We start from the raw sequence: 24377 nt of genomic DNA, 5'->3' as shown, positions 1-24377 counted from the left end.
CAAAAGTCTTAACGCAAAGCATTCCAGGCAGCGACATACGCCTTGGCGTTTACTGCCACTTCCTCAGGTGTCATGCCCGGTTTGAACAACCCGGAACCGAGGCCGAAACCTTTGACGCCGGCCTCGACAAACACCTGCATGTTGTCCGGCGTAATCCCGCCCACCGGCACCAGCACCGTCCCTGCCGGCAACACCGCCAGCCAGGCTTTCACAACGGCGGGGCCCATCTGTTCGGCCGGGAACATCTTCAGCACATCCGCCCCTTCGGCCAGCGCCGCAAAGGCTTCGGTCGGCGTCGCCACGCCCGGCGACAGGAACAGCCCCGCTGCTTTCGCCGCGCGCAACACCTTGGCATCGCTGTGGGGCATGACAATCACTTGGCCGCCCGCCGCTTTCACTTGCTCGACCTGTTCCGGCGTCAACACCGTGCCCGCGCCGATCAGGCAATCGGCGGGCAAGGTACTGCGCAGGATGCGGATACTTTCATACGGTTCGGGGGAATTAAGCGGCACTTCGATGACGCGAAATCCCACCGCGTACAGGACTTCACCGACGGCTGCCGCCTCTTGCGGACGCAGGCCACGCAGGATCGCGATCAGACCGTTTTGTGCCAGTGCTTGCTTGAGCATGTCAGACCTCCAGTCAGGTTTAACGGGATGGGGGTGTCGCGATCAGTCCGGCGGCAACCGCCAACTGCCACAACCCGCGTTCGGTGGCCTGCTCGGCCAGGGTCACCCGGGCAAAACCGCAGGCGTCGAGCGCCCGGCTGTAGCGGGCGCAGAGTTGGGCGTTGCCGATGAGGATGATCGAGGGCAGGTGCACGCTGTTGCGCCGACGCCGCTGAACGTTGGCCAGGGCCGACAGTTCATGGCCGATCAACAGGCCGGACAGATAGTCCGGCTGAGCGACGGCGCTGAGTTCGCCGGTCAGCCCCAGACTGCGGGCACTGAATAATGTCGACAGCGGCCCGATCTCAGCGTCCGACGACAGGGCCACCCGCACGCCACGATCAAACGCTTCACCATCAAAGGACGCGCCGCGCTGCTGAGTACGCCCCAGAATGCTGTGTTCACTGAGGACGGCGAAGACTTCGCCAGTCATGAAAGTATCGAAGTGCTCGATGCAGCCGTCGGCCACTTCCACCCATTTCGAATGACTGCCCGGCAGGCCGATCAACAGATCGTTGCCCGCCCCGCTCGGCAGATTCTGCAACACGCCGAGGACTTGGGTTTCCTCGCCGCGCATCACGTTCGGCAAACGCGAACGCTGAATCACGCCCGGCACGATGTGCACATCGACACCGCGAAGACTGCGAACGGTTTGTAGGGAAGTTCCGAGATTGGCGACGTTCGCCGGCGTGTCGCAGTAGGCCGCTTCGCGCCAGCCCTGAGCACTGCCGACCATGCCGCAAGCAATCACCGGCAAATCGGGCTGCGCGTCGAGCCAGTCACCGCACGCCTCATCGAAGGCCAATTCAAAACCGTCGGCGCATTCCTGGCCGGCGATCATTCGCGGCGTCTTGGGCAGCTGCATGATCCCGGACGACAGCGAGCGCTGTTCCAGCACCTGGCCACCGAAGCCGAGTTTGTAAGCACGTAATGAGGTTGTCCCCCAATCGAGCGCGATCAATTGCGCCAGCATCGCTTCACCTGTTTTGTTTTTTGGCAGTGAGTGAGCTGGACTATAAACCTGGACGCGGACAAATCTCAATATATAAATATCGATCCCATATATTGAGACAACCCCAAAAAAGATCGCAGCCTTCGCCAGCGCCTACCCGGATGGTGTTCGACCGCAATATTGCGTCGTACATCGAATCCGTAGGAGCTGCCGAAGGCTGCGATCTTTTTAGGGGATCAATTACCCGCGGCAAAATCCCTTAACACCACCCCATCCATCCGATACCGCACCCACTCTTCCTGCGGTTGTGCGCCGAGGGATTTGTAGAATTCGATCGCCGGTTTGTTCCAGTCCAGCACGCTCCATTCGAAACGGCCGCAGTCATTGGCGCAGGCGATTTTCGCCAAATGGCGCAGCAAGGTTTTACCGGCGCCGCCGCCCCGTTGTTCAGGCGTGATGTAGAGGTCTTCGAGGTACAGGCAGTTGCTGCCCAGCCAGGTGGAATAGCTGAAAAAGAACACCGCAAAGCCGATCGGCAGGCCATCGCGCAGGCAGATCAGGCCATGGGCGGTGGCGCCTTCGCTGAACAGGCTGCGCTCGATGTCGGCGACGCTGGCGATGACTTCGTGGCGGGCCCGTTCAAAGTCCGCCAGTTCAGTGATGAACGCGAGGATTTGCGGAGCATCGCTGGGGGTTGCCGGGCGGATTTCGATCGTCATGAACGTGCCTTGTGAAAAGTTGGAAAACGCCATACTAAGTCCGCGCGCGGCGCTCGTCACATTTGATAGCAATGTGGCGAGGGAGCTTGCTCCCGTTCGGCTGCAAAGCAATCGCAAAACTGGCGACGCTGATCTAACTGAAATACCGTGTCATCCGGGATTGGGACTGCTGCGCAGCCCAGCGGGAGCAAGCTCCCTCGCCACAAAAGCGTTTCCACACAAAAGGACTTTTATGACCGCCATTGCTTTCGCTCCGCTGCACAATCTGGCTTCTGAACTGCTGCCTCATGCACTGGAACCTGGCGAGGACGGCGCCCATGATCTGTCGCACTTACAGCGGGTGTGGCACAACGTGCGCACGCTTCATGCCGAAGAAGGCGGTGATCTTGAGGTGCTGCTGGCCGCCGTGCTGTTGCACGATTGCGTGGCGGTGGAGAAAAACTCGCCGCTGCGCTCACAGGCCTCACGGCTGGCGGCACAGAAAGCTTCAACAGTACTGATAGCCATGGATTGGCCTGGCGCAAAAATCACAGCGGTCGTCCACGCCATCGAAGCCCATAGCTTCAGCGCCAACATCATGCCCATCACCCTCGAAGCGAAAATCATCCAGGATGCCGACCGCCTCGACTCCCTTGGCATGCTCGGCGTGGCGCGAACTTTCTACATTGCCGGGCGCATGGGCAGTGCGTTGTACGACCCTTTGGACCCAGAGGCCAAAGAACGGAACTACGACGACAAGCGCTTTTGCCTCGATCATTTCCAGACCAAGCTGCTGCATCTTGCGGACGGTTTCCAAACGACCACCGGCCAACGTCTGGCACAGCTTCGCCACGAACGCCTGAAGGGTTTCATGGAGCTGTTCAAGGAAGAAATCGGCGTCTGCTGAAAGCATTACTCCGGCCTCCACTAACCCTGAAATCGGTAACCACAGACCTATCATCGGTACCTTGCGTGATAGATAGATGACATTCACGTCTATCAGGTCAAGGAACGACTCATGTCTACCGCCGCCCCACCCGTCTCAAGCAGGTTGTTCAGCCTGTTCTGCCTCGCCAGCTATTTGGTTGTCGTTGTCCTATGGCTCGACTTTTCTACTGTCGCTGCTGATCGGCTCTCGTGGTGGCAACGAACACGATGCCGGCAGCGTGATTTCGGCGGCGATGCTCAGTACCTTTGCGGCAGTGATTGTCTCCGGTCACTTGTCCGACCTGCTCGGCGCGGCGCGCTCCATTGCACTGTTCAGCCTCTTACTGGTGGTCGCCAGCCTGGGATTTGCCTTGACGCCTGGCTATGGCAATCTGCTGCTGTTTTTTGGACTGATGCTAGGGTTGGGCTGGGGCGTTTTCTACACGCTCGGACCGATCATCGTCGCGAGTCTGGTGACGCCTGCGCAACGGGCCAAATACTTTGCGCTGCTGTCGGGAAGCATGATGACCGGGATCGGCAGCGGTCCATTGTTGGGCCGTGCTGCCAGTGCTCTCGGGTATCCGGTGACGGCAGCGTTTTATCTCGCGGCGCTGGCCAGCCTGATCGGTGCCTTGCTGTTCTGGCGGCTGGATGCCCAGCTCAAGAAAACGCCCTCGGCATCAGCGGCAGTCGCCCGAATATCCTGGCACGCAACGGCTCGGGTGTTGTCCTCCAGAGCCGTGTTTCCGATCATCATGGTCGGCCTCGGCGGCTGTGTGTTCGGTGGTCTGTCGAGTTTTCAAACCAGTTACGCGGCGTCCCGTTCACTTGATTATTCACTATTCTTTTTCGGCTTCATGGGCGCGGCGATCAGCAGCCGAATGTTGATTGCCGGGTTCGTGGTCAAACGCGATCCATTGCGTGCCTCCTGTCTGTTGTCGGGCCTGATGATGGTTTCGATCCTGATGTTCGGTTTTGTCGTCGACGACGGGTTCAGCTACGTACTGGCGGCGATGATGCTCGGGGTGGGTTATGGGCTGACGTATTCGGTGATCAATGGCCTGGCGGCGAACGAAGCGCCGTCCGGCACTACCTCGCAGTCCTTGCTGTTGTTCAGCCTGTCCTACTTCATCGGCGTGTTTGGCTTTCCGTTGCTGGCCGGGAAAATCATCGTCGAACACGGGATGGTGACACTGTTGCTCACGTTACTGACGGTCGCCCTGCTGAACTGGCTGATCACCGTAGGTCGGTTGATCGGGCGTCATGTCAGCAGGATCAAATCGTTACAGCAGGCCTAGACCACTCGTCGTTCATCAGGCACCAATTCAAGTCGGGAAGGACCAATATTGGGTAAGGACTCTAATCAACGGAGACCACACCATGATCACGTCCCGACTGACCGCCCTAGCCCTCACCACATTGCTCACCTCTGTCGCGTTTGCCGCGACCACCTCTTCCGGAACCGACTCGACCGATCCAGTCGAAAGGCCAAAATCTGCGGCCACCCAAGGCATCGACAGCGGCCGGTCGCCTTCTCCGACGGCCACAGACCCACGGATTTATCACGACGACGCGAGCCGTCAGGGCGGCATGACCCAGACGCCTGACAACGCCGGAACCGGCGTCGGCTCAAAAACCACCACCGGTGGCTCGGGCTCCGAAGGCCGTAGCGTCAGTCAATAAGTTCGCCGATGCGAGGGAACATGCAATACCTACCCATCCTGACAAAGAGGTAACCATGAACGTCGATAAAAACCTGGAAAAAGAAGTCCTGACCCGCCTGCTGCACGCCCACCCAAATGGTTTGGGCAAGGAGGTTCTGGACAATTACCGGGGGGAGAGAGTCGTGGCCAGCACCCTCGCCACTCTGCAGGAACGCGGGCTGATCCAGCACGGTCATGTGATCTGCAACGAAGCCGGCGAGCACTCGCTGAACCTGCCGATCAAACTCAGCGCCGCTGGAGTTGAGGCGGCGCGCAAGCTGGATGTCTAACCGAGTAGGCGCTGCAACAGGTTGCGATCTTTTGCCTGTGAAGGTTTGAAAAGCAAAGGTCGCAGGCTCCTACAACCAGGAGAAATCCCATGCCTCGTGGAAGCAAAGACAAATACACCGCCGAGCAGAAACGCAAGGCCGAACACATCGAAGAAAGCTACGAGCACAAAGGCGTGTCGAAAGATGAAGCCGAAGCTCGCGCCTGGGCCACGGTGAACAAGCAGTCGGGTGGAGGTGAACGCGCCGGCGGTTCCGGGCGCAAGAAGCCGGCCAGCGCCAAGTCTGCAGATCGCAAGGAATCAGCCCGTCGCGCAGTGGCCACCCGTGAAGGCAAGCCGCGCAACAGCAAGGCTTCGCGCGATACGCAGACGGTGGACAGCCTGATGAAAGAAGCCCGGGCGAAGAAGATTCCAGGGCGCTCGAGCATGCGCAAGCAAGCGTTGATCGAGGCGTTGCGCAAGGCGGGTTAAAGATCTGGATTGAGGGTGAATTTGAGGGCCTCATCGCGGGCAAGCCCGCTCCCACAGGGGATTTGTTAACGACACAAACCCATGTGGGAGCGGGCTTGCTCGCGAAAGCGGTGGCTCAAGCGCCGAAAGTCTCGTGAATCAACGCATCCACCTCAGCCGTCCCCGGCGAAGTCGCCGGCCCCCAACGAGTAACCGCCAACGCCGCAGCCGCATTCGCCCGCCGCGCCGCTTCGACTGCCGATAATCCGTGCGCCAACCCGGCGATAAAAACGCCGGCGTGAGCATCCCCCGCGCCGTTGCTGTCCACCGCCTCGACCTTGAATCCCGGCACAGGCTGGTGATCGCCGCGCTGGCTGATCCAGCACCCTTGCGGCCCATCGCGTACCACCGTCAACACCTCGGTCGGCAGATGATCCGCCAATCGATGCAATGCCTCGCCGATATCCGTCGCCCCGGTAAACCGTAGCGCCTCGACACGGTTGCTGGTCCACAGATCGATGCGCGGCAACAAGGCTTTCATCAGCGGCGCATCCGGCGAATCCACCAATGGCCCCGGATCAAACACCACCTTGACCCCGTCCGGTAAATCCAGCACCCAATCCACCAGCGCCTGAGCCTTGCCGCCATGCAACAGGCTATAGCCGCTGACATAGACAAAGTCCCCCGCCTCGGCCGGCACACTCGCCAGGTCTTCGGCAGTCAATTCGCCTTCGGCACCGATGCAGGAAATGAACGTGCGCTCGGCCGAGGCTTCGGTCAGCGCGACGCACAGCCCGGTGTCGCGCTCAGTGCTCTGATCGATGCCGATCCGAATGCCTTCAGCCGTCATCGCCTCTCGGGCCAGGTCGCCGAAACGGCCCTTTCCATGGCGCCCGAGGTAGATCACCGGCAAGCCGTTTCGCCGTGCCGCGGCCATCACATTGAAGCCACCGCCAGCCTCGAAACGGGCGGATTGCGCCAGCACGTCACCACCCGATTGAGGCAACTTATCCACGGCCATGACCAGGTCGATCATGACCTGGCCGGTGTGCAGCAATCTAGACATGCGCAGGCTCGAGCAACGCGGCACGGCGGTCCTTGGCACCGCCGAGCACCCAGTAAATCCCGCCGGCCACCAGGAACGTCACGATCCAGCCCAGGCCGTTATGGCCCCAGCCAGGAGTCGGACAAAAAGCCCCGGAACCAGACATCTTGTTCGGTTGTGCCAATGGTGGTGAAACTGAAACCCAGCACAATCGCCAGCGCCCATGCACCGAAGGCGCGCCACTCGACGCCACCGCGATACCAGTAGGCGCTGCTCGGGCTGACGTCCAGCAGGTCTTTGGGGCTGTAGTAATGACGATGGATCAAGTCGACCACGAAGATCCCGACCCACGCCGTGATTGGCACGGCCAGCAAGGAAATGAAGGTGATGAACGGGCCGTAGAAGCTCTCTGCGATCAGCATGAAGTAGATCGACCCGGCGAAGATCGCAATGATATCGAGCACCACCGCGTACACGCGCTTGACCTTAAGGCCGAGGGTCAGCGTGGTCAAACCGGCGGAGTACACCGACAGGTTGTTCGACAGCAGCAGGCCGCCGAACGCGGTGATCAGGTATGGCACGGCCATCCAGGTCGGCAGCATGTCGCGGATCGCGACGATCGGGTCAGTGGCCGAGGCCAGATCATTATTGCCCACCGACAGCAAACCACCGAGGGTGATCAGCAGTACCAGCGGAATCCCCGCACCGAACGCCGCCGACGCCACCAGACGCACGGCTTTGACACTGCGGTGCTGGTAGCGCGACATGTCGGCACCGGCGTTGGCCCAACCGATCCCGGTGCCGGCGGCCATGGTGCCGATGCCGATGATCATTGCGCTCAGTGGCGCGGGCGTCGCATTGAACACGGCGCTCCAGTCGATAGTCGCGCAGAGGAAACCGCCGACCAGGATGTTCAACGCACCGAACACGTAGGTCGCCCATCGCTGGATCACCAGCAACGTGGCGTGACCGAGGCCGGACACCGACAACGTCAGCAGCACAAAAACCGCGATGAACACCAGGGTCAGCAGCGGCGCGCTTTTGGCTTGCACCGGCGAGCCGAACAGAATCGAGCACAGCGACAGCAAGACGAATGCGGCGGTGGTGGTGTTGACGGTTTCCCAACCCAGTCGCGACATCAGCGAGACCAGTGTCGGACCGATATTGCCGCGCCCCCCAAAGATTGCTCGCGACAGCGTCAAGCTCGGTGCGCGACCACGACGACCGGCAATGGAGATGATCCCGACCACCGCGAACGAACCGGCGGCGCCGAGGATGGCGACGATGATCGCCTGCCAGATCGCCAGGCCGCGGAAGGCCACCAGCGTGGCGCCCAACGGCAAGCCGAGGATGGAAATGTTCGCCGCGAACCAGACCCAGAACAGTTGCAGTGGGTGACCGTTGCACTCCCCTTCCGGCACCGGCTCGATGCCACGGGTTTCCAATTGCCCGGCACTTTGCCCGGTGTTCGATGAACTCATAAAAAAACTCCTGTTGCCATTGTTGTGGTTATGGGCAATTTCGGAAGTCGACATAACGTTCCGGCGGTCCTTGCCATATCAGTGCGTTCCATTGCGGGTGAAAAATTCAAATATGCGGCGCGCCTATCGCGGGCAAGCCCGCTCCCACAGGTACGGCGTGCATCTCAAGGTTTGTACTATTCCTGTGGGAGCGGGCTTGCCCGCGATGACGTCAGTACATTCAACGCAAGGCCAGCAGTCCTTGCACCAACGGTTCCAACTCCAACGAATTAACGGCTTTGACCTTTTCGATCATCGCCACCGGCCAACTCTCAAGCCCCAGACAGGCCCCAAGCATGGCACCGAGAATCGCCGCGATGGTGTCGGTGTCACCGCCCAGACTGGCAGCCATGCACAACGCTTCGAAGGCCGTCATCTCCCCGATAGCCACTTGCTGAGCCAGCGCAAACGACACCACCACCGATTCCTGCGAGGCCACCGAAGTGCCAATCACGTCGTACAGCACGTCCCCCAGCAGCGCCTTGTCGCTGTCGACGCTGATGCTCCGCGCCCAACTGATGCGCGAGGCGATACGTCCGCCAGCGACCCAGTGGCCATGGCTTTCGGCTTGCTGAGCGATCTGCTGGCCGAGGTTCAATGCCTCGCTCAGGTCCATGCCGTTGATCCCGGCAGAAACCACCGCCGCCACCGCCGCCGCACTGGCAATTCCCAGCGTGGTGTTGTGGGTCACCTGACAGGCCTGCACCACGGCGCGGATGAAACGCTCGGGATCGGCAACATCGGCCGCAATCCCCACCGGCGTTATGCGCATCGCCGCGCCATTGGTGGTGCCGTGGCGACCTGCCTCTTCCAGCGAGTGGCCGGCGAGGATCATCTCGATCGCACGTTTGGTTGAGGGGCCGAGCAAATCCTGCGAGCCCTTGGCTTGCATCGCGGCTTCCCAGTCGATCAAGCGTTGGGCCAGCACCGCCGGTTCGATCCGGCCCTCGCCTTCAATCAATAACTGACCGATCAGGATCGCCTGTTCGGTATCGTCAGTGATCGAGCCTTTGGGCATGTTTGCGGCGATCGGTTGATCCGGGCCAGCGTCTTGCAGATCGGTAATTTCGCCAAAGCGCGCCTTGATCTCGGCGCGGCTCAGGGATTGGGTGGGCATGCCCAGCGCATCGCCCAGGGCCAGTCCGTAGAACGCGCCGAGGGCACGGTCGAGCGCGGTCATTTTGAAGTTCCAATTTGCAGGTGCAGACGAAAATGCACCGGATCGAGCAGGCTTTCGACCTGTTCCATGAAGCGGTTCTGACGGTCGTAAGTGGTGCGCAGGGCCTTGAGGAATACTGTTCCCACCGGACGCCCGAGCAATTCGGCGTCTTCGGCATTCAAGGGTTCAGCGCCGATCCACTGATCCCCGTGGTCGCCAATGTAGCCGTAGGCGGCCAACGTGATGGTCAGGGAGTCATCGATCAGCCCGACTCGCGGCAGGCTTTCAAGGCCTCCGGTGGCGGGCATCAATGAGCGTTCAAGGGACACCAGCGTGCCATCGGTGCCGCGGCGGCGACGATCGAGGGTGATGAACTGATCGGTGCCGAAACGTGGTAGCAGGTCAGGACGGGTCACCGCCTCCAGCCGCAGCACTTCGGTATTGATCAGCGCCCCATTGTCGGCCAGCGCCTGGGCCCAGCCGCTGCGCTGATCGAGCACCACACCGTCGAACGTGACGATGGACCCCACCCCGCTTTGCGAAGCGATGTACTGGCGCCGTTTCAGTTCGGCCAGGGCTTCACGCAGCGTGCCACGGCTGACCTTGAATTCTTGAGCCAACCGATGCTCGCCCGGCAATAGAACGCCGTCCTCCATGAGGCCGTTTTCGATGCGCCGGACGAGCTCGTCGAGTACCTGTTGTTTCTTGTCAATTCGTAGCGGTCTAATCATGTACACCTCGGGTGTACCGTCATAGCTGAAAGGGGTTGGGACGAGCAAGGGATATTTTGTGAAAGTGGGTGAAGGATCCTCCAAATGATCGTTCCCATGCTCCGCGTGGGAACGATCGGTGACAACCCGCTCCCACAAGGGAAAATCAGCGTTGTTTCAGTCGATCGATCACCACCGCCAGCAGCAAGATCGAACCGCGAATCACGTACTGATAAAACGTATCGATATTCTTCAGGTTCATCGCATTCTCGATGATCGCCAGAATCAGCACCCCGGCAATCACATGCCGAATCATCCCGATCCCGCCACTCAGCGACACCCCGCCGAGCACGCAGGCCGAGATCACCGTCAGCTCAAAGCCTTGGCCAATCATCGGCTGACCGGACGTCATGCGCGACGCCAGGATCACCCCGGCCAACGCACCGATCACACCGTGCACGGCGAAGATGATGATCTTGGTCCGGTCAACGTTGACCCCGGCCAGCAGCGCCGCTTCCTGATTGCCGCCGATGGCCATGGTGTTGCGCCCGTAGGTGGTGTAATTCAGCAGCCAGCCGAAAAACAGGAAGCAGACGATGGTGATCAGAATCGGCACCGGCACACCGAACAACTGGCCGTTACCGAAGACGAAGAACGACTCCTGGGACACGCCTACCGCTTTACCGTTGGCGAAAATGTAAGCCAGGCCGCGAACGATCTGCATGGTCGCCAGCGTGGTGATCAATGCATTGACCCGCAGCTTGGCGATCACGATCCCGTTGATCAGCCCGACAATCAGCCCCATCACCAGCGCGGCACTCACGCCGAGGAACACGCTGTCGGTGTCGCGCATCACCACCGCCGCGACTACGCCGGCACAGGCGATCACCGAGCCCACCGACAAGTCGAAATGCCCGGACGCCAGGCAATACAACATGGTGCAGGCGGCAATCCCGGTAGTGGAAATCGCCAGGCCCAGGCCACGCATGTTCAGTGGCGACAGGAAGTTGTCGATCAGCAAGGTGCAGAGCACGAAGATCCCGACGGCCGCCAGCAGCATCACCCAGTCATCGAGAAAGCGTCGCAAATCCAAGGGTTTGCGCGGGGTTGGCAAAGCGTTGTTTTGGATGGTCATAGTCACCTCTCAGTTCGCCACGTCGGCAGCGCGTTGGCGTGGCAACGCCAGTTGCAGCAGGTTGGATTCATTGGCTTGTTCACGGGTCAGTTCGCCGCGCATCGCGCCTTCGCAGAGCACCAGGATGCGGTCGGAAATACCCATGACTTCCATCAGGTCGCTGGACACCACAATCACCGCGATGCCACTGGCCGCCAGGTTATGGATGATCTGGTAGATCTCGGCTTTGGCACCGATGTCGATTCCCCGGGTGGGCTCGTCGAGCAGCAGGACTTTCATCGGCATCGACAGCCAGCGACCGAGAATCGCCTTCTGCTGATTGCCGCCGGACAGGTACATGATTTTCTGCGCCGCGTTGGGCGTCTTCACCTTCAGCGCCTTGATCTGCTTGTCGGCATTGTCCTTTTCCCACAAGCCGCGCAACAGGCAGCCGAAGGTGGAATGGGCGCCGCGAGCGCTGATGTTGATGTTCTCGGCGACGCTTGCGAGCGGCAGGATGCCCTCCTTCTTGCGGTCCTCGGGGCACAGCAGAATCCCCGCCGCAATGGCATCGCGCGGCGAACGCAGTTTCAGTTCACGACCGCGCAACTCCAGGCGTCCGGCGGTGTTACGCGTCAGCCCACTGAGCATTCGGAACAACTCGGTGCGCCCGGCCCCGACCAGGCCGAACAGCCCGAGGATTTCACCCTTGTGCGCCTCGAAACTCACCGGCTCGCGCAAGCCCGGCCCCAGTAACCCGTCGACCTTGAGCGCCACCGCGCCACGCGGACGGCTGCGGTAATCGTAGATATCCTGAATGTCGCGACCGACCATGCACGTCACTAACTGATCATGGGTCAGCGCGCTCATGTCCTCGAAAGTGCGCACGAAGCGACCGTCCTTGAACACTGTCACCGCGTTGCAGATACGGAACACTTCTTCCATGCGATGGGAGACGTAAAGCACTACTTTGCCTTCGTCGCGCAGGCGACCGATGATCGCCATCAAGCGATCGATTTCCCGTGCCGACAGGCTGCTGGTGGGTTCGTCGAACGCAATCACATGCGCGCCACGGGACAACGCCTTGGCAATTTCCACCAGTTGCCGCTGGCCGAGGGACAAGCGCCCGACTTTCTCTTGCGGGTCGATTTCATCGGCCAGGCCTTTAAGGCAGGCCAATGCCTGTTGCCGCAAAACGCCGCGATTGATCAGACCGAAACTCGCCGGCAGATGCCCGAGAAACAGGTTCTCGGCGACGGTCATTTCCGGTACCAGGTGCAGCTCCTGATGGATCACCGCGACCCCGCTGCCAATGCTGTCGGCGGTGGACTTGAAAGCCATCGACTGCTCGCCGATCTGCAGATCGCCACTGCTCGGCGTGTAAGCACCGCCAAGGATTTTCAGCAGCGTGGATTTACCGGCGCCGTTCTCGCCCATCAAGGCGTGAACCTGCCCCGGATGGGCGACGAAGCTGATGCCGTCCAGCGCCTTCACCCCGGGAAAGGTTTTGCCGATCCCGTTGAAGCGCAGGCTGCCGCCGCTACTCTGTTCATGTGTTTGTACTTGCGCGTGCATAAACCCACCTCATCACACCGGTCAGGCAGCCCCGTCGCCAGGGCCGCCGATGAAATCAACCGCGCCTCAGTTCCACAGGCCGATTTTTTCCAGTTCCTGCTTGAAGTTGTCGCGCGTGATCAGCGTAACGTCATCCATCGCGGTGTATTTCGGCGGCTCTTTGCCGGTGGTGACCCACTCGTACATCATGCTCGCGGTGTTGTAGCCCTCGATGTGCGGACTCGGCAGCATCGAGCCGAAGAAGCCGCTGTTGGGTTTCTTCAGTTCGCCGATGGCATCGGTGCCGTTGATGCCGATGCCGATCACGTTGGCCGCGGCAAAACCGGCGCTTTCGGTGGCGCGCACGCCGCCCAGCACGGTGTTGTCGTTCATGCCGCCGATGATCAGGTTTTTCGCCGCACCCGGAAGCTTCACCAAGGCCGAGTTGGTGGCGTCCATGCTGCCCGGCACGTCGAGGGTTTTCAGGGCCGAGAAGAGGATGTGGTCTTTCGGCATCCCGGCGTCTTCCAGCGCTTTGACAGAACCATCAGTGCGTTTCTTACCGGTATCGAGTTCGTTGTAGGTGTTGATCACCGCGTAGGTGTCTTTCCAGTCCCAGCCGCGTTTTTTCGCTTCGGTGGCCATGGCGGCGCCTTGCTTCTGGCCGACTTCGAAGGCCGCCATGCCGAGGTACGGCACGTCCTCCATGAACTTGCCGCCGGCATCGACGAAACGGTCATCGACAGCGATCACTTTCAAACCGTTGAGCTTGGCCTTGGCCATGATTGCCGGGCCGAGGGACACGTCCGGCGGGCAAATCACGAAGCCCTTGGCGCCGTTGGCCGCCAGGCTGTCGATGGCCGAGAGGGTTTTCTCACCGTCAGGCACGGCGATCTTGATGACGGTGAAGCCCTTGTCCTTTCCGGCCTTTTCGGCGAAGGCCCATTCCGTCTGGAACCAGGGCTCTTCCGCTTGCTTGACCAGAAAACCGATCTTCACTTCCTCGGCCGCCAGCAACGTACTGCTCAGGCTGACCGCCGTGACCGCCAAAGCGGCACAGCACAGGGAACGGATCCCACGACGACGTTTCATAAGCTGACTCCTTGTTATTTTTTTTGAGCGTTATTTGAAAGCCAATACAGCAGTCGAAGCATGCAGCCAATAGTCATATCGTATGATGATTGGATTTCAGACGTAATTTCGCGTCTGAAATCCGCGTTATTCAGTCGTGGTACATGACCGAACGACCACCATCGATGGTGATGCACGAAGCGTTGATGAATGGCGCCTCATCACTGGCCAGGAACACAGCGGTCATCGCCACTTCAATCGGCTGGCCGATGCGCCGCGGTGGATGCAGGTCGAAGGCGCGCTGACGTTCGGCATGGGGGTCGGCAAAACCGTTCCAGTAATCGACGTTCAGTTGGGTTTCGATGTAGCCCGGTGCGATAGCGTTGACCCGAATACCCTTGGGTGCGTATTCGATGCCCAAGGCGCGGGTCAGCCCGAGCAAGCCATGCTTGGCCACCGGGTACGGGAAGCAGCCGGGAATGATGTGAGTGGAGTGGGTCGAGGCGATGTTGATGATGCTGCCGATGCCCTGCTCGATCATTTGCGGCAGCACGGCTTTACAGCCATACCAGGCGCCGTCCAGGTCGATGGCGAAGCAGCGACGCCAGTCTTCCTCGGTCATTTGCAGCGGGTCGCGAAACACGTTGACCCCGGCGCAGTTGACCAGCACATCGATCCGGCCGTGAAGTTCGATAGCCAATTCAGCCATGGCGTGCAGGTCGTGCTGGCGCGACACATCGGCCTTGATCGCCACGACATCCGCGCCTTGGTCACGCCAGTGGGATGCGACTTTTTCGACTTTCTCGGCCTGGATATCACTGATGATCAGCTTGGCCTGCTGAGAGGCGAAGGTCGCGACGATCGCTTCGCCGATCCCCTGAGCGGCGCCGGTCAGCAGCACGACCTTGTTTTTCAGACGCTCACCCTTGGGCGGTTCGGGCACCGGTGGCAAGGAAAGAGGTTCAGCCATGGATCAACACTCCTGTTCGAAGGCACGACGAAAACCGGGCATCTGTCGATGTCCGGTCAAAAAGCTGTTGGGAATAGGCAGCCAGGCGCGAAAACGCCCGGGCGCGGAGGCGGCCTGAAGCACTGACTCCGCAAGGGAGTGCGGTGGAATATCGCTGCATCACTTCACCTGTTTTGTTTTTTTAAGTGTGAGTGCGTGTAACTGATGGGGCCGACTATAAACCCGACCACCAAATAATCTCAATATATAATTTTGCATCCCATATTTTGGGATTTATCCAGCAAATCGCTGACAGGGTTTTCCGGGCACATCCATTCGAATCGATAACAGCGCGCCGTCCAACGGATGATTGAGCGGGCTTGCGGCGCTGGTGATGTACAGGGTTTTGAGGTCTTCACCACCGAACACGCAACTGGTGGGACGGCTGACCGGCAGTTCGATTACCCGATCCACATAACCGTCTGGGTTCAGTCTAAGCAGACAACTGCCATCCCAGCGGGCGTTCCATATATAGCCTTCGGCATCCATCGCCGAGCCGTCGGGGCCACCACGTTCGTGGGGGCCGAACCAGACATAGGCGGTGTCCAGGTTGCCGTCGGCATGGATGAAATGCCGGTAAAGCGTGCTGTCGAGGCTGTCGGCGAAATACAGGGTTGTCCCGTCATCGCTCCACAGCAACGTGTTGGGAATGCCTAATCCTCGAAGCAGCGGCGTGACCCGAGCATCACGGTCGATGCGAAACAGGCCACCCGAGCGGTGCGCGACGGGCAAATCTTCGCCCTGCTCACCGATGTTGTTTTGCATGGTGCCCAGCCAGAGCCGGCCCTGGGCATCGCAACGGGCTTCGTTGGGGCGATTGCCGGGTTGCGGATCGGCGACGCAGAACAAGGTCAGCCGAGGTTCCAGGCCTGGAGAATCCAGATCCAGCCGATAAACCCCACTGCTCAATGTCACCAGGGCATCGCCGCTTTCGCAGGGGATGAATGCGGACACATGTTCCGGCATCTGCCAGATTTGCACATTGGCGCCGATCAGTCGGAGCACTTGTTTACCGGCGATATCTACCCAATACAGCGCCTGGGTCGGAGCATCCCAAAACGGGCCTTCGCCGAGTTGCGCACGGTGTCCGGTAACCGCAGTCCACGTCATGAAACCTCCTTTTTCACTGCTTTATCTTTTATGTGGGAGCGAGCCTGTATGGGAGGAGGCTTACCCCGCAAACCTGTGGGAGCGCGGCTTGCCCGCGAAGAACGATGACGCGTAATACCTGAAAAACCGCGGTGCATTCTTCGCGGGCAAGCCACGCTCCCACAGGTCTTTATCTTTAGCTGGCTTTTTTATCGGCCATGACTTGTGGGTAGAAGCGTTTGATCGCCAGGTCCGCGTTATCGATCAGGGTCATGCAGGCCCACACACCCCGCGCGGCATCCCGGGCGGCGATGGCGTCGGCCATGTCTTTGTGGATTGGCAAGGTTCGGCGCAGTTCGTCCGGGTCGGCGGCAGACACTTCGAAAGACACTGCCAGCAACGCGCCGAGGGCCGGGACCATTTGTTCGATGAACTGATTGTGGCTGGCGGCGAGAATGCACTCGTGAAAGAACTGGTCGGCGCGGTTGTAATCGATGCCGCTGTCCACTGCCCGTTCCAGCGCGTTATAGGCCTGGCGTACGGCTTGCACTTGGTCCACCGTCGCCCGCTCGCAAGCCCAGCGCACCGCCATGGGTTCGATGGTGCGGCGCAGATCGAGCAAGTCGTCGACGAAGTTTTCCGGTAAGCCGCTGCGCGACAGCCAGCCGACGACTTGCGGATCGAAGAGATTCCAGCGCCGCACCGGCAATACGCGTGTGCCGACCTTCGGCCCAACTTCGAGCATGCCTTTGGCGACCAGGGTTTTGATGGCTTCGCGGATGACCGTGCGGCTGACACCGAGTTGCTCGCCCAGATCAGCTTCGACCTTGATGGTTTCGCCGGGTTTAACCTGGCCGGCAGCAATCCAGCACCCCAGCCAGTCGACCGTCGACGCATGAAAACTGCTGGACATGGACACCTCATCGACCGGTGATAAAAAAACAAACGATGCAAAGCCGTTTGCGATGGGTGTCCACGCTAATCATCATATGATTGAGTGTCAATTGGATTTTCAGGTGACCTGCCAAGACGAACATGGCTGTTCGTCCGAATCCTGCCCGAAGCGCTTTGATCCCATCCACTTTGTAAACTACGGTTAGCCGCAGCAGATCGGGCTGTCAGTGATCTGTTCCCCTTCAAATCCGCTATCGACAGGTATGAACATGGACATGGATGCGTCTACGAAATACCCCATTGTGTTGGTTCACGGTCTTTTCGGCTTCGATAAAATCGCCGGTTATCCCTACTTCTTTGAAATCGAGGAAGCCCTGGAACGCGCTGGCGCCCAGGTGTTTGCCGTCAATATTCCAGCCGTCAACGGCAATGAGGAACGCGGTGAAAAACTGCTCGAACACGTCAACCGCATTTTGCTGGAGACCGGAGCTGCCAAGGTCAATCTGATCGGCCATAGCCAAGGCCCTCTGGCCGCACGCTATGTAGCAGCCTTGCACCCGGAAAAGGTCGCGTCGGTCACCTCGGTCAGTTGCCCCAATCATGGTTCCGAGATTGCCGACCAATTGCATAAGGCACTGACGCCCGGAGAGTTGCCCGAAGCGTTTGTATTGGCCCTGTTAAGCGCGGTCGGCACTTTCATTTCTTTGATCAGCGGCCACCCGGAAAACGCCGTGGATCCTCAAGCGGCTTTCGAATCGCTGACCAGCGCAGGCTTGGCTGCCTTTAATCGCAAGTACCCGCAAGGAGTGCCAAAGGTTTGGGGCGGTGAAGGCAACGAAGTTGAAAACGGCGTGTATTACTACTCCTGGAGCGGGATCGTGCAGAACTTCCAAAGTCTGCAACTCCTCGACCCGACCCATTTGAACTGTAAAGTGCTGTCCAAGTTATTTTATAAAGAGATGCACGCCAACGATGGACTGGTCGGTCAATACAGCTCGCATCTGGGCAAAGTGATTCGATCGGATTACCCCATGGACCATTTCGACGCGGTCAATCAGATGGCTGGGATCAACAGTTGGAACGTGAGTCCGGTCGGGCTCTACCTGGAACATGCTGCGCGACTCAAGAGCAAAGGTTTGTAAGCCCCAAAAAAACGGCCCGTTGAAACAACGGGCCGTTTTTTTACAGCACAGAAACACAGTATTAAGGCTCAAGCCCGATAGGGAAAAACTCGCCACCGCTCCACACGCCCAGCCAGCGCTGCCCCTCGATCTCACGGGTCACCGCCAGTTCCACCAGCTGGTAGAACACATTGCGGTGAATCAGCGCTTCAAGGTTGGTGCGCACATGCACATACGGCGCGGGTTCCTGAGTGATCGGATCAATGACTACACGCATAGGGTGCTCGGCGCCGGCATCGGCCGTTTCATCGACGTTGGTGGTAAAGCGCAAGAGCTGGGCTTCACCCTCGCCTTCGACCTCCACGGCAATCGCCACGAACGGTGCGTCGTCGACCTTGATGCCAACCTTTTCGACCGGGGTAATCAGGAAGTACTCATCGCCGTCGCGGCGAATGATGGTGGAGAACAGCTTGACCATCGGCTTGCGCCCGATCGGCGTGCCCAGGTAATACCAGGTGCCGTCGCGGGCGATGCGCATGTCGATATCGCCGCAGAAATCGGGGTTCCACAAGTGGACCGGCGGCAAGCCTTTGGTTTTGGGGATTTGCCCCAACAGATCGTTGGCTTTTTGCGGGCCACTCATGGCGTTCTCCTTTTAATTACTGGTCGCTGAGCCCCAGCAGGCTACGAGCGTATTGCTCCAGCGGCGGGCCCAGCAAGTCTTCTGGTTTGTTGTCATGGAACGTCAGTAAACCGCCACGACTCTTGATACGTGCAGTATCGATCAAATACTGGGTGCTGGTCTCGATCAACATGATCTGAATCACGCCGTTATCGATTCCGAGGCGATCCACGTGTTCCTGGTCGAGCCATTCGTCCGAGTTGCCGATGCGGTCGTCGGCCTTGGCGAAACGGGTGTAAAGCAGGTAATGGGCGCCGGCGGCACGGGCTTCGCCCATGGCAGCGTCGAGACCTTCCGGCGCGCGGGCGCGGCGGACCATCGGGAAATATTCGATAAAGCCGTTGAAGGCCTCTTCGGCCACCACGTTAGGTCGCGGGTAGGCACTGCCCGGCGGCGCGAAGGCACCCTGGGCAATGTAAATGAACGAGTCCGGCTGAATGCGGAAGTTATTCACGCGACGGCTGTCGCTGTGGTCCAGCAGGCCCGCGTCGCTCATATGGTAGCGAGTCCCTTCGGCCATATCGCTGACATTCATGCAGCCACCAAGCGCCAAAACGGCCAGCAGCAAAACCAGGCTACGCATCCTACCCTCCAGAGGCCGGTGACGGAAAACCGGCGAATGGCCATGGGATGCAGCTTCCGCGCCAGCTCAAGATAGCGTCGCCTGATAGATTGCAATCGCGGGCAAGCCACGCTCCCACAGGTTTTCACAGTACCTGTGGGAGCGTGGCTTGCCCGCGATAACGTCGGATCAGCCGCCAATAATCTTCATGATGGTCGCGCCACCGGAGAACGCTACTTCCTGCTTGTCCCCCAAGGCTTTGACCAGCAGTCGCTGCAAGGCCGGCAGCGCCTGGTGACGAGGTTTGTCCAGCAGATCGCCAACATAGTGGCGATTGCTCGACGACAGGCAGCCATGCAGCCAACCAGTGGACGACAAGCGTAGACGCGAACAGGTGCGGCAAAACGGAACGCTTTCGTTGGCGATCACGCCGAAGTGGCCCAGCCCTGGAATCTGGTAACGCACCGCCGTGGCATCGACCGGCGCATCGGCCTGAAGGTACTCGTAGCGCTCGCCGATCAGGCTCAGCAACTGCTGAAGGCTGACAAACTGCTGCAGGAAGGCGTTGGAGTCGCTGGCCAGATGGCCCATGCGCATCAACTCGATGAAACGCAACTCGTAGCCGCGCTCCAGGCAGTAGTCGAGCAACGGCATCACTTGATCGAGGTTCTGCCCGCGCAGCGGCACCATATTGACCTTGATCTTCATGCCAGCCGCGGCGGCCTGGTCCATGCCGTGGAGGACGGTCGCCAGATCACCGCCGCGCGCAATGCTGCGGAAAGCGCTGGCATCCAGGGTATCGAGGGAAACGTTGATGCGCCGAATGCCGGCATCCATCAGCAGGGGCAGCTTCTTCGCCAGCAACTGGCCATTGGTGGTCAGGCTGATATCCGCCAGACCCATCTGCCCGACGGCAGTCATGAAGGCTTCGAGTTTGGGACTGACCAGTGGCTCACCACCGGTAATACGCAAGCGCTCGATGCCCGCGGCCTCGATCAGATAGGCCACGCCGCGTGCCATGGCCTCCGCCGACAACTCATCCTGCGCAGCCACCAGCCGCTTGCCATTGGGCACGCAGTAGGTACAAGCGTAGTTGCAGGCTGAGGTCAGACTGATCCGCAAATTGCGAAAACGCCTGCCTTGACGGTCAACGATCATGGATCACTCCGGCGAAAGAAGATTCGAACGCGCAAAACTTGACTCACAAATCAAGTTTTAGCAAGCCCTATGCCTGAGTATATTCCTGCGGTACTGCGCCATGTAGCTAAATCATGGCGCAATAAGACAACTGAATGGTTCAGCTGCTCGGCGTGTCGGTGTCGCGCTTGCGCTTGTTGCCCATGCGCACGCCGATGTCCATCAGGAACTGGAAGAAACCTTCCTGATCTTCCAGCACGTTGCTCCAGAACGGCGAGTGATACAGCGCCACGGCGCCGTGTACCAGCGCCCAGGCCGCGCAGTAATGGAAGTAAGGCGGTACGTCTTCGAGCTTGCCTTCGCTGATCCGGCCCTTGATCAACAGGGTCAGGCGTTCGAAGTTCGAGGCGCGGATCTTGTGCAGTTCCTCGACCATCTCCGGCACCTGGTTGCCCTTGACCACCTTTTCTTCCAGGCGATCGAACAACCGATAGCGTTGCGGATCGCGCATGCGGAATTCGAAGTAGGCCCGGGACAGGGCTTCCTTGTCCTTATCGACATCGGCGGAATGCAACAGCTCGTTCAAATCGCGCTCGTAATCAAGCATCAGGCGCAGATAGATCTCCGCCTTGGATTTGAAGTGCTTGTAGATCGTGCCTTTGCCGATACCGACGGCATCAGCAATCATCTCGACGGTGACACTGTCTTCACCTTGTTCGAGGAACAGCTTGAGCGCGGTATCGAGAATTTCTTGCTCGCGGCGACGAAACTCACGGACCTTACGAGGTTCTTTATGCATAAGAAAAGGTCTGTAGGGGTCAAAATTCGAAGCCGCGTATTATGCCTAACTTACGCAAAAATGCACGGATCATCCGACCATATATGTGTTTCTTGATGAATTCAGGCTACCTCGCCAGTCAATGAGAACTCAACCGAAGCGCGCGTATTCCAAATTTGTTTAAAAACCCGACCAGCTAAACTGGACTCGGCGCAATACTGATCAATACTTCAACTGTCGGCGAGGCATCTCCCCCAAGTGTCGCGCCGATGAAGGTACCAAAGGATTGCGTGCCTTTGTTTTACTCCTAATGGTCTTAACCCGGATTCACCCCCCAGAACCCGGGTTTTTTTTGCCTGCGATTCAGCGGCCAAAGCCCTTGGGAGCTGCCGAAGACTGCAATCTTTTCTAACGTTACACCGATGCCCCAACGTGCGCCAACGGGAACAAGCGCTTGAAATTCTCGGTGGTCTGCTCGGCAAATCGCTCGTAGGACTCACCTCGCAACATTGCCAGAAATTCCGCTACCTCACGTACGTATTGCGGCAGGTTCGGTTTACCGCGATACGGGATCGGCGCCAGGTACGGCGAGTCGGTTTCTACCAGTAACCGGTCAGCCGGCACCTTGCTGGCCACATCCCGCAGGGCATCGGCATTGCGAAAAGTGACAATACCGGACAAGGAAATGTAATACCCCATGTCCAGAGCAGCCTTGGCCATCTCCCAGTCTTCGGTGAAGCAATGCAGCACGCCCGCTTGAGGCAGTGCCGCTTCGCGTAGCAGCTCAAGGGTGTCGGCCCGGGCGCCACGGGTGTGGATGATTACCGGCTTTCCGGTCTGTTGCGCCGCTTGCAAGTGCAGACAGAACGATTCCTGCTGCAATTGCGCCGCTTCCGGCTCGTAGTGGTAATCCAGGCCGGTTTCACCGATTGCCACCACCCGAGGATGATTGAGTTCGCGCAACAGCCAGTCCAGCGCCGGAGCGGCACCTGGCTGTACATCCAGCGGATGCACGCCGACCGAACAATCAACGTCGTCGTAGTGTTCAGCCAGGGCTTTGACGTCGGCGGCATTATCGGCGCTGACGCCAATACACAGAAAGTGCCCTACCCCGCGCTCACGGGCTGCATCGAGTGCAGCATCCAGGGAGCCGTCGTGGGCGGTGAGGTCGAGGCGATCAAGGTGGCAATGGGAATCTACGAGCATAAAAGGGCTGCAACTTACATCGTATGAGTGGGACGGTCGGACTTCAGGGCTCCGGCCAGATGGGTTTCGATGCGACTGCGCGCGGTGTTGTCGCCTTCGTTGAATTGCACGCCAACCCCGGCGGCGCGGTTGCCTTGGGCGCCTTTGGGGGTGATCCAGGTAACCTTGCCGGCAACCGGAATCTTTTCCGGTTCGTCCATCAGGTGCAGCAGCATGAAAAAATCCTCATCACCCAACTTGTAGCTTTTGTTGGTCGGGATAAACAGGCCGCCGTTTTTGATGAACGGCATATAGGCCGCGTAGAGCACGGCCCTGTCTTTGATGGTCAAGGACAAAATGCCATTTCGCGGCCCCGGACTGATGGGTTCGTTCATGTTGACCTCCACTGTCTGATGATCAGAGTCTAGTGTCAGACGGTCACTTCTGGGTAGGCAAGGATACCCATTGCACCAACAGCGCCTCCAGCAACAACGCCGAATTGAGGTTGGCCTTGCTCATTACTTTCTGCCGTTGGGCGAGAATCCAGTCCTGGATATTCAAGACTTTGTCCTGTGCGGATTTCTGCGCCAGGTACTGAATCACCTTGCGCATGTCTGCCAGGCCCAGCCCTGCTTCATCCTGAGTCAATTGATAACGCAGAATCAGGCTCGACCAATCGCAGAACCAGTCGAACAGCAGCAGCATGGGAATGGTTTTCCACTCCTCGGCCAGTTGCGTCGGCGATTGCTGTTGCTTGAGCAACTTTTTCACACCCTCAACCACCAGAGCCCGCTGTTCGCGCACGCCCTGTGCCTGCAATTTCACTGCGGCCAATGGCGAACCGGCGGCCAGGGTCAGCAGTTCAATGCGCTCTTCTTCCGAACAGTCCGGCAAAGCGTTGGCCAGCCAGGCCAGACTCATCGCCTCGCTTGGCAACGGACAGGCTTGCTGCACGCAACGGCTCTTGATAGTCGGCAGCAGACGACTGGTCTGGTGGCTGACCAACAGCAATACGGTATCGCCGGACGGCTCTTCAAGGCTTTTCAGCAAGGCGTTGGCAGCGTTGATATTCATCGATTCGACCGGCTCGATCAGCACCACTTTGCGGCCGCCCATCTGCGCGGTCTGAACCACGAAGCTGACCAGATCACGCACCTGATCGACCTTGATCGCCTTGTCTGCTTCTTCCGGCTCCAGGATGTAGTTGTCGGGGTGGCTGCCGGCCTTCAGCAACAAACAGGATTTGCACTCACCGCAGGCGTCTTGGGAGGTCGGGCGCTGACACAACAAATGGGCCATCAGACGCTCAGCCAGCGCCCGCTTGCCGATCCCGGCCGGGCCATGCAGCAAATAGGCATGGGCGTGCTGGGCACGGCCGGCCAATTGCTGCCAGAGACTGTCCTGCCACGGATAGGCTTCAGCCACGGGTCAGCTCCAGCAGACGTGGCAACAAGGCATCCAGAGACTGTTGAACCTGCGCTAGCGGCTGAGCGGCATCCACCAGAACATGACGCGCAGGATCTGCTTTGGCACGCTCGAGGAAGGCATTGCGCACTGCATCGAAAAACGCTCGACCTTCGAGCTCGAAGCGATCCAGGCGACCGCGGGCGCTGGCCCGGGCCAGGCCCACTTCCACCGGCAGATCGAAGATCAGTGTCAAGTCCGGGCGTAGATCGCCCTGCACGAATGTTTCGAGGGTCGCAATGCGCTCCAGTGACAAACCGCGACCGCCGCCCTGATAGGCATAGGTCGAATCGGTAAAACGATCGCACAAGACCACCGCGCCACGGGCCAGCGCCGGGCGGATCACCTCGGCCAGATGCTGGGCTCGCGCGGCGAACACCAACAGCAGCTCGGTGTCGGGATTCATCACCTCATCGACCGGCGCCAACAGCACGTCACGGATTCGTTCGGCCAAGGGCGTGCCGCCGGGCTCCCGGGTCAACACCACCTCGATCCCGGCAGCGCGCAGACGCTCGGCCAGGTATTCGCGATTGGTGCTCTTGCCGGCACCTTCCGGGCCTTCCAGGGTAATAAACAAGCCAGTCACAGGCAGTCCT

At 59.5% G+C, this 24377-nt stretch carries 25 protein-coding genes and 2 pseudogenes; 6 read left to right on the top strand and 21 right to left on the bottom strand.

The features are described from left to right. Positions 1 to 8: 8 nt before the first annotated feature. From PSH65_RS08275 to PSH65_RS08265, 3 genes are all read right to left on the bottom strand, one after another. Positions 9 to 629: a 2-dehydro-3-deoxy-6-phosphogalactonate aldolase gene (locus tag PSH65_RS08275; RefSeq protein WP_305425759.1), complete on the bottom strand. Its 621-nt coding sequence runs from the start codon at positions 627 to 629 to the stop codon at positions 9 to 11. A gap of 19 nt (positions 630 to 648) precedes the next feature. Continuing rightward, a complete protein-coding gene (locus PSH65_RS08270; RefSeq protein ID WP_305425758.1) occupies positions 649 to 1641 on the bottom strand; it encodes a 2-dehydro-3-deoxygalactonokinase in 993 nt (330 codons plus the stop codon). Between the two features lie 215 nt (positions 1642 to 1856). Then, a complete protein-coding gene (locus tag PSH65_RS08265) occupies positions 1857 to 2339 on the bottom strand; it encodes a GNAT family N-acetyltransferase (RefSeq protein ID WP_305425757.1) in 483 nt (160 codons plus the stop codon). A gap of 232 nt (positions 2340 to 2571) precedes the next feature. On the opposite strand from PSH65_RS08265, the gene PSH65_RS08260 reads away from it, so the two are divergent. From PSH65_RS08260 to PSH65_RS08240, 5 genes and pseudogenes are all read left to right on the top strand, one after another. Then, positions 2572 to 3225: an HD domain-containing protein gene (locus PSH65_RS08260; protein WP_305426957.1), complete on the top strand. Its 654-nt coding sequence runs from the start codon at positions 2572 to 2574 to the stop codon at positions 3223 to 3225. A gap of 111 nt (positions 3226 to 3336) precedes the next feature. Continuing rightward, positions 3337 to 4543 (top strand): annotated as a pseudogene (locus PSH65_RS08255) (MFS transporter). Between the two features lie 82 nt (positions 4544 to 4625). Then, positions 4626 to 4928 (top strand): hypothetical protein, encoded by a 303-nt coding sequence (locus PSH65_RS08250; protein WP_305425756.1) that lies wholly within the window; start codon positions 4626 to 4628, stop codon positions 4926 to 4928. 55 nt (positions 4929 to 4983) lie between these two features. Next, positions 4984 to 5238, top strand: coding sequence for a hypothetical protein (locus tag PSH65_RS08245; protein ID WP_305425755.1), 255 nt, complete (start codon positions 4984 to 4986; stop codon positions 5236 to 5238). Positions 5239 to 5327: 89 nt separating this feature from the next. Beyond that, positions 5328 to 5708, top strand: a complete 381-nt coding sequence (locus PSH65_RS08240; RefSeq protein ID WP_305425754.1) for a Rho termination factor N-terminal domain-containing protein — start codon at positions 5328 to 5330, stop codon at positions 5706 to 5708. A 115-nt stretch (positions 5709 to 5823) separates the two neighbouring features. On the opposite strand, the gene PSH65_RS08235 is transcribed toward PSH65_RS08240, so the two are convergent. From PSH65_RS08235 to PSH65_RS08190, 10 genes and pseudogenes are all read right to left on the bottom strand, one after another. Then, positions 5824 to 6753, bottom strand: a complete 930-nt coding sequence (locus PSH65_RS08235) for a PfkB family carbohydrate kinase (RefSeq protein ID WP_305425753.1) — start codon at positions 6751 to 6753, stop codon at positions 5824 to 5826. Next, a pseudogene (locus PSH65_RS08230) lies at positions 6746 to 8213 on the bottom strand (cytosine permease). Before PSH65_RS08230 ends, PSH65_RS08235 begins: the two are co-directional and overlap by 8 nt. A gap of 220 nt (positions 8214 to 8433) precedes the next feature. Continuing rightward, a complete protein-coding gene (locus PSH65_RS08225) occupies positions 8434 to 9432 on the bottom strand; it encodes an ADP-ribosylglycohydrolase family protein (protein ID WP_305425752.1) in 999 nt (332 codons plus the stop codon). Continuing rightward, positions 9429 to 10142, bottom strand: a complete 714-nt coding sequence (locus PSH65_RS08220) for a GntR family transcriptional regulator (protein WP_305425751.1) — start codon at positions 10140 to 10142, stop codon at positions 9429 to 9431. Before PSH65_RS08220 ends, PSH65_RS08225 begins: the two co-directional genes overlap by 4 nt. Positions 10143 to 10287: 145 nt before the next feature. Next, positions 10288 to 11256 carry an L-arabinose ABC transporter permease AraH gene (gene araH / locus PSH65_RS08215; RefSeq protein WP_305425749.1) on the bottom strand — a complete coding sequence of 323 codons (969 nt, stop codon included), beginning with the start codon at positions 11254 to 11256 and terminating at the stop codon, positions 10288 to 10290. 9 nt (positions 11257 to 11265) lie between these two features. Beyond that, complete coding sequence (gene araG, locus PSH65_RS08210) at positions 11266 to 12810, bottom strand: L-arabinose ABC transporter ATP-binding protein AraG (protein ID WP_305425747.1); 1545 nt, start codon at positions 12808 to 12810, stop codon at positions 11266 to 11268. Positions 12811 to 12876: 66 nt separating this feature from the next. Further along, a complete protein-coding gene (locus tag PSH65_RS08205; protein WP_123494570.1) occupies positions 12877 to 13881 on the bottom strand; it encodes a substrate-binding domain-containing protein in 1005 nt (334 codons plus the stop codon). Positions 13882 to 14011: 130 nt separating this feature from the next. Further along, positions 14012 to 14830 carry an SDR family oxidoreductase gene (locus PSH65_RS08200; RefSeq protein ID WP_305425743.1) on the bottom strand — a complete coding sequence of 273 codons (819 nt, stop codon included), beginning with the start codon at positions 14828 to 14830 and terminating at the stop codon, positions 14012 to 14014. Between the two features lie 273 nt (positions 14831 to 15103). After that, the gene (locus PSH65_RS08195) at positions 15104 to 15979 is read right to left on the bottom strand and encodes an SMP-30/gluconolactonase/LRE family protein (RefSeq protein WP_305425741.1); all 876 of its coding nucleotides are present in this window, start codon (positions 15977 to 15979) and stop codon (positions 15104 to 15106) included. A gap of 175 nt (positions 15980 to 16154) precedes the next feature. Beyond that, entirely contained in the window at positions 16155 to 16871 is a 717-nt protein-coding gene (locus PSH65_RS08190; RefSeq protein WP_305425740.1) for a FadR/GntR family transcriptional regulator, read from the bottom strand. A 250-nt stretch (positions 16872 to 17121) separates the two neighbouring features. On the opposite strand from PSH65_RS08190, the gene PSH65_RS08185 reads away from it, so the two are divergent. After that, positions 17122 to 17994, top strand: a complete 873-nt coding sequence (locus tag PSH65_RS08185) for a triacylglycerol lipase (protein WP_305425739.1) — start codon at positions 17122 to 17124, stop codon at positions 17992 to 17994. Between the two features lie 61 nt (positions 17995 to 18055). Here the strand turns inward: PSH65_RS08185 and PSH65_RS08180 are convergent, their stop codons facing one another. The 8 genes from PSH65_RS08180 to tmk all read right to left on the bottom strand — a co-directional run bounded on the left by PSH65_RS08180 (position 18056) and on the right by tmk (position 24367). Beyond that, entirely contained in the window at positions 18056 to 18616 is a 561-nt protein-coding gene (locus PSH65_RS08180) for a DUF1285 domain-containing protein (RefSeq protein ID WP_305425738.1), read from the bottom strand. Between the two features lie 16 nt (positions 18617 to 18632). Then, positions 18633 to 19238, bottom strand: a complete 606-nt coding sequence (locus PSH65_RS08175) for a DUF4823 domain-containing protein (protein WP_305425736.1) — start codon at positions 19236 to 19238, stop codon at positions 18633 to 18635. Positions 19239 to 19406: 168 nt separating this feature from the next. Then, positions 19407 to 20375 carry a GTP 3',8-cyclase MoaA gene (locus tag PSH65_RS08170; protein ID WP_305425735.1) on the bottom strand — a complete coding sequence of 323 codons (969 nt, stop codon included), beginning with the start codon at positions 20373 to 20375 and terminating at the stop codon, positions 19407 to 19409. 139 nt (positions 20376 to 20514) lie between these two features. Continuing rightward, the gene (locus PSH65_RS08165) at positions 20515 to 21153 is read right to left on the bottom strand and encodes a TetR/AcrR family transcriptional regulator (protein ID WP_007942012.1); all 639 of its coding nucleotides are present in this window, start codon (positions 21151 to 21153) and stop codon (positions 20515 to 20517) included. 393 nt (positions 21154 to 21546) lie between these two features. After that, positions 21547 to 22338, bottom strand: coding sequence for a TatD family hydrolase (locus tag PSH65_RS08160; protein ID WP_305425733.1), 792 nt, complete (start codon positions 22336 to 22338; stop codon positions 21547 to 21549). 14 nt (positions 22339 to 22352) lie between these two features. Beyond that, positions 22353 to 22712 carry a PilZ domain-containing protein gene (locus tag PSH65_RS08155; RefSeq protein ID WP_305425732.1) on the bottom strand — a complete coding sequence of 120 codons (360 nt, stop codon included), beginning with the start codon at positions 22710 to 22712 and terminating at the stop codon, positions 22353 to 22355. Between the two features lie 43 nt (positions 22713 to 22755). Then, positions 22756 to 23742 carry a DNA polymerase III subunit delta' gene (locus tag PSH65_RS08150; protein ID WP_305425730.1) on the bottom strand — a complete coding sequence of 329 codons (987 nt, stop codon included), beginning with the start codon at positions 23740 to 23742 and terminating at the stop codon, positions 22756 to 22758. After that, positions 23735 to 24367, bottom strand: a complete 633-nt coding sequence (gene tmk / locus PSH65_RS08145; RefSeq protein WP_305425729.1) for a dTMP kinase — start codon at positions 24365 to 24367, stop codon at positions 23735 to 23737. The genes PSH65_RS08150 and tmk overlap by 8 nt, the downstream gene beginning before the upstream one ends. Positions 24368 to 24377: the final 10 nt, after the last annotated feature.

Origin of the sequence: Pseudomonas sp. FP603, from assembly GCF_030687415.1 — a bacterium.
Classification (GTDB): Bacteria; Pseudomonadota; Gammaproteobacteria; order Pseudomonadales; family Pseudomonadaceae; genus Aquipseudomonas; species Aquipseudomonas wuhanensis.
Note: the sequence above shows the minus strand (reverse complement) of the source record. Positions and strands in the feature narration are given on the sequence as shown.

Bases quoted from the DNA above. Each gene is read 5' to 3' on its own strand.
- PSH65_RS08275 (WP_305425759.1), bottom strand. From the start codon at position 629: ATGCTCAAGCAAGCACTGGCACAAAACGGTCTGATCGCGATCCTGCGT.
- PSH65_RS08270 (WP_305425758.1), bottom strand. From the start codon at position 1,641: ATGCTGGCGCAATTGATCGCGCTCGATTGGGGGACAACCTCATTACGT.
- PSH65_RS08265 (WP_305425757.1), bottom strand. From the start codon at position 2,339: ATGACGATCGAAATCCGCCCGGCAACCCCCAGCGATGCTCCGCAAATC.
- PSH65_RS08260 (WP_305426957.1), top strand. From the start codon at position 2,572: ATGACCGCCATTGCTTTCGCTCCGCTGCACAATCTGGCTTCTGAACTG.
- PSH65_RS08250 (WP_305425756.1), top strand. From the start codon at position 4,626: ATGATCACGTCCCGACTGACCGCCCTAGCCCTCACCACATTGCTCACC.
- PSH65_RS08245 (WP_305425755.1), top strand. From the start codon at position 4,984: ATGAACGTCGATAAAAACCTGGAAAAAGAAGTCCTGACCCGCCTGCTG.
- PSH65_RS08240 (WP_305425754.1), top strand. From the start codon at position 5,328: ATGCCTCGTGGAAGCAAAGACAAATACACCGCCGAGCAGAAACGCAAG.
- PSH65_RS08235 (WP_305425753.1), bottom strand. From the start codon at position 6,753: ATGTCTAGATTGCTGCACACCGGCCAGGTCATGATCGACCTGGTCATG.
- PSH65_RS08225 (WP_305425752.1), bottom strand. From the start codon at position 9,432: ATGACCGCGCTCGACCGTGCCCTCGGCGCGTTCTACGGACTGGCCCTG.
- PSH65_RS08220 (WP_305425751.1), bottom strand. From the start codon at position 10,142: ATGATTAGACCGCTACGAATTGACAAGAAACAACAGGTACTCGACGAG.
- araH (WP_305425749.1), bottom strand. From the start codon at position 11,256: ATGACCATCCAAAACAACGCTTTGCCAACCCCGCGCAAACCCTTGGAT.
- araG (WP_305425747.1), bottom strand. From the start codon at position 12,810: ATGCACGCGCAAGTACAAACACATGAACAGAGTAGCGGCGGCAGCCTG.
- PSH65_RS08205 (WP_123494570.1), bottom strand. From the start codon at position 13,881: ATGAAACGTCGTCGTGGGATCCGTTCCCTGTGCTGTGCCGCTTTGGCG.
- PSH65_RS08200 (WP_305425743.1), bottom strand. From the start codon at position 14,830: ATGGCTGAACCTCTTTCCTTGCCACCGGTGCCCGAACCGCCCAAGGGT.
- PSH65_RS08195 (WP_305425741.1), bottom strand. From the start codon at position 15,979: ATGACGTGGACTGCGGTTACCGGACACCGTGCGCAACTCGGCGAAGGC.
- PSH65_RS08190 (WP_305425740.1), bottom strand. From the start codon at position 16,871: ATGTCCAGCAGTTTTCATGCGTCGACGGTCGACTGGCTGGGGTGCTGG.
- PSH65_RS08185 (WP_305425739.1), top strand. From the start codon at position 17,122: ATGGACATGGATGCGTCTACGAAATACCCCATTGTGTTGGTTCACGGT.
- PSH65_RS08180 (WP_305425738.1), bottom strand. From the start codon at position 18,616: ATGAGTGGCCCGCAAAAAGCCAACGATCTGTTGGGGCAAATCCCCAAA.
- PSH65_RS08175 (WP_305425736.1), bottom strand. From the start codon at position 19,238: ATGCGTAGCCTGGTTTTGCTGCTGGCCGTTTTGGCGCTTGGTGGCTGC.
- PSH65_RS08170 (WP_305425735.1), bottom strand. From the start codon at position 20,375: ATGATCGTTGACCGTCAAGGCAGGCGTTTTCGCAATTTGCGGATCAGT.
- PSH65_RS08165 (WP_007942012.1), bottom strand. From the start codon at position 21,153: ATGCATAAAGAACCTCGTAAGGTCCGTGAGTTTCGTCGCCGCGAGCAA.
- PSH65_RS08160 (WP_305425733.1), bottom strand. From the start codon at position 22,338: ATGCTCGTAGATTCCCATTGCCACCTTGATCGCCTCGACCTCACCGCC.
- PSH65_RS08155 (WP_305425732.1), bottom strand. From the start codon at position 22,712: ATGAACGAACCCATCAGTCCGGGGCCGCGAAATGGCATTTTGTCCTTG.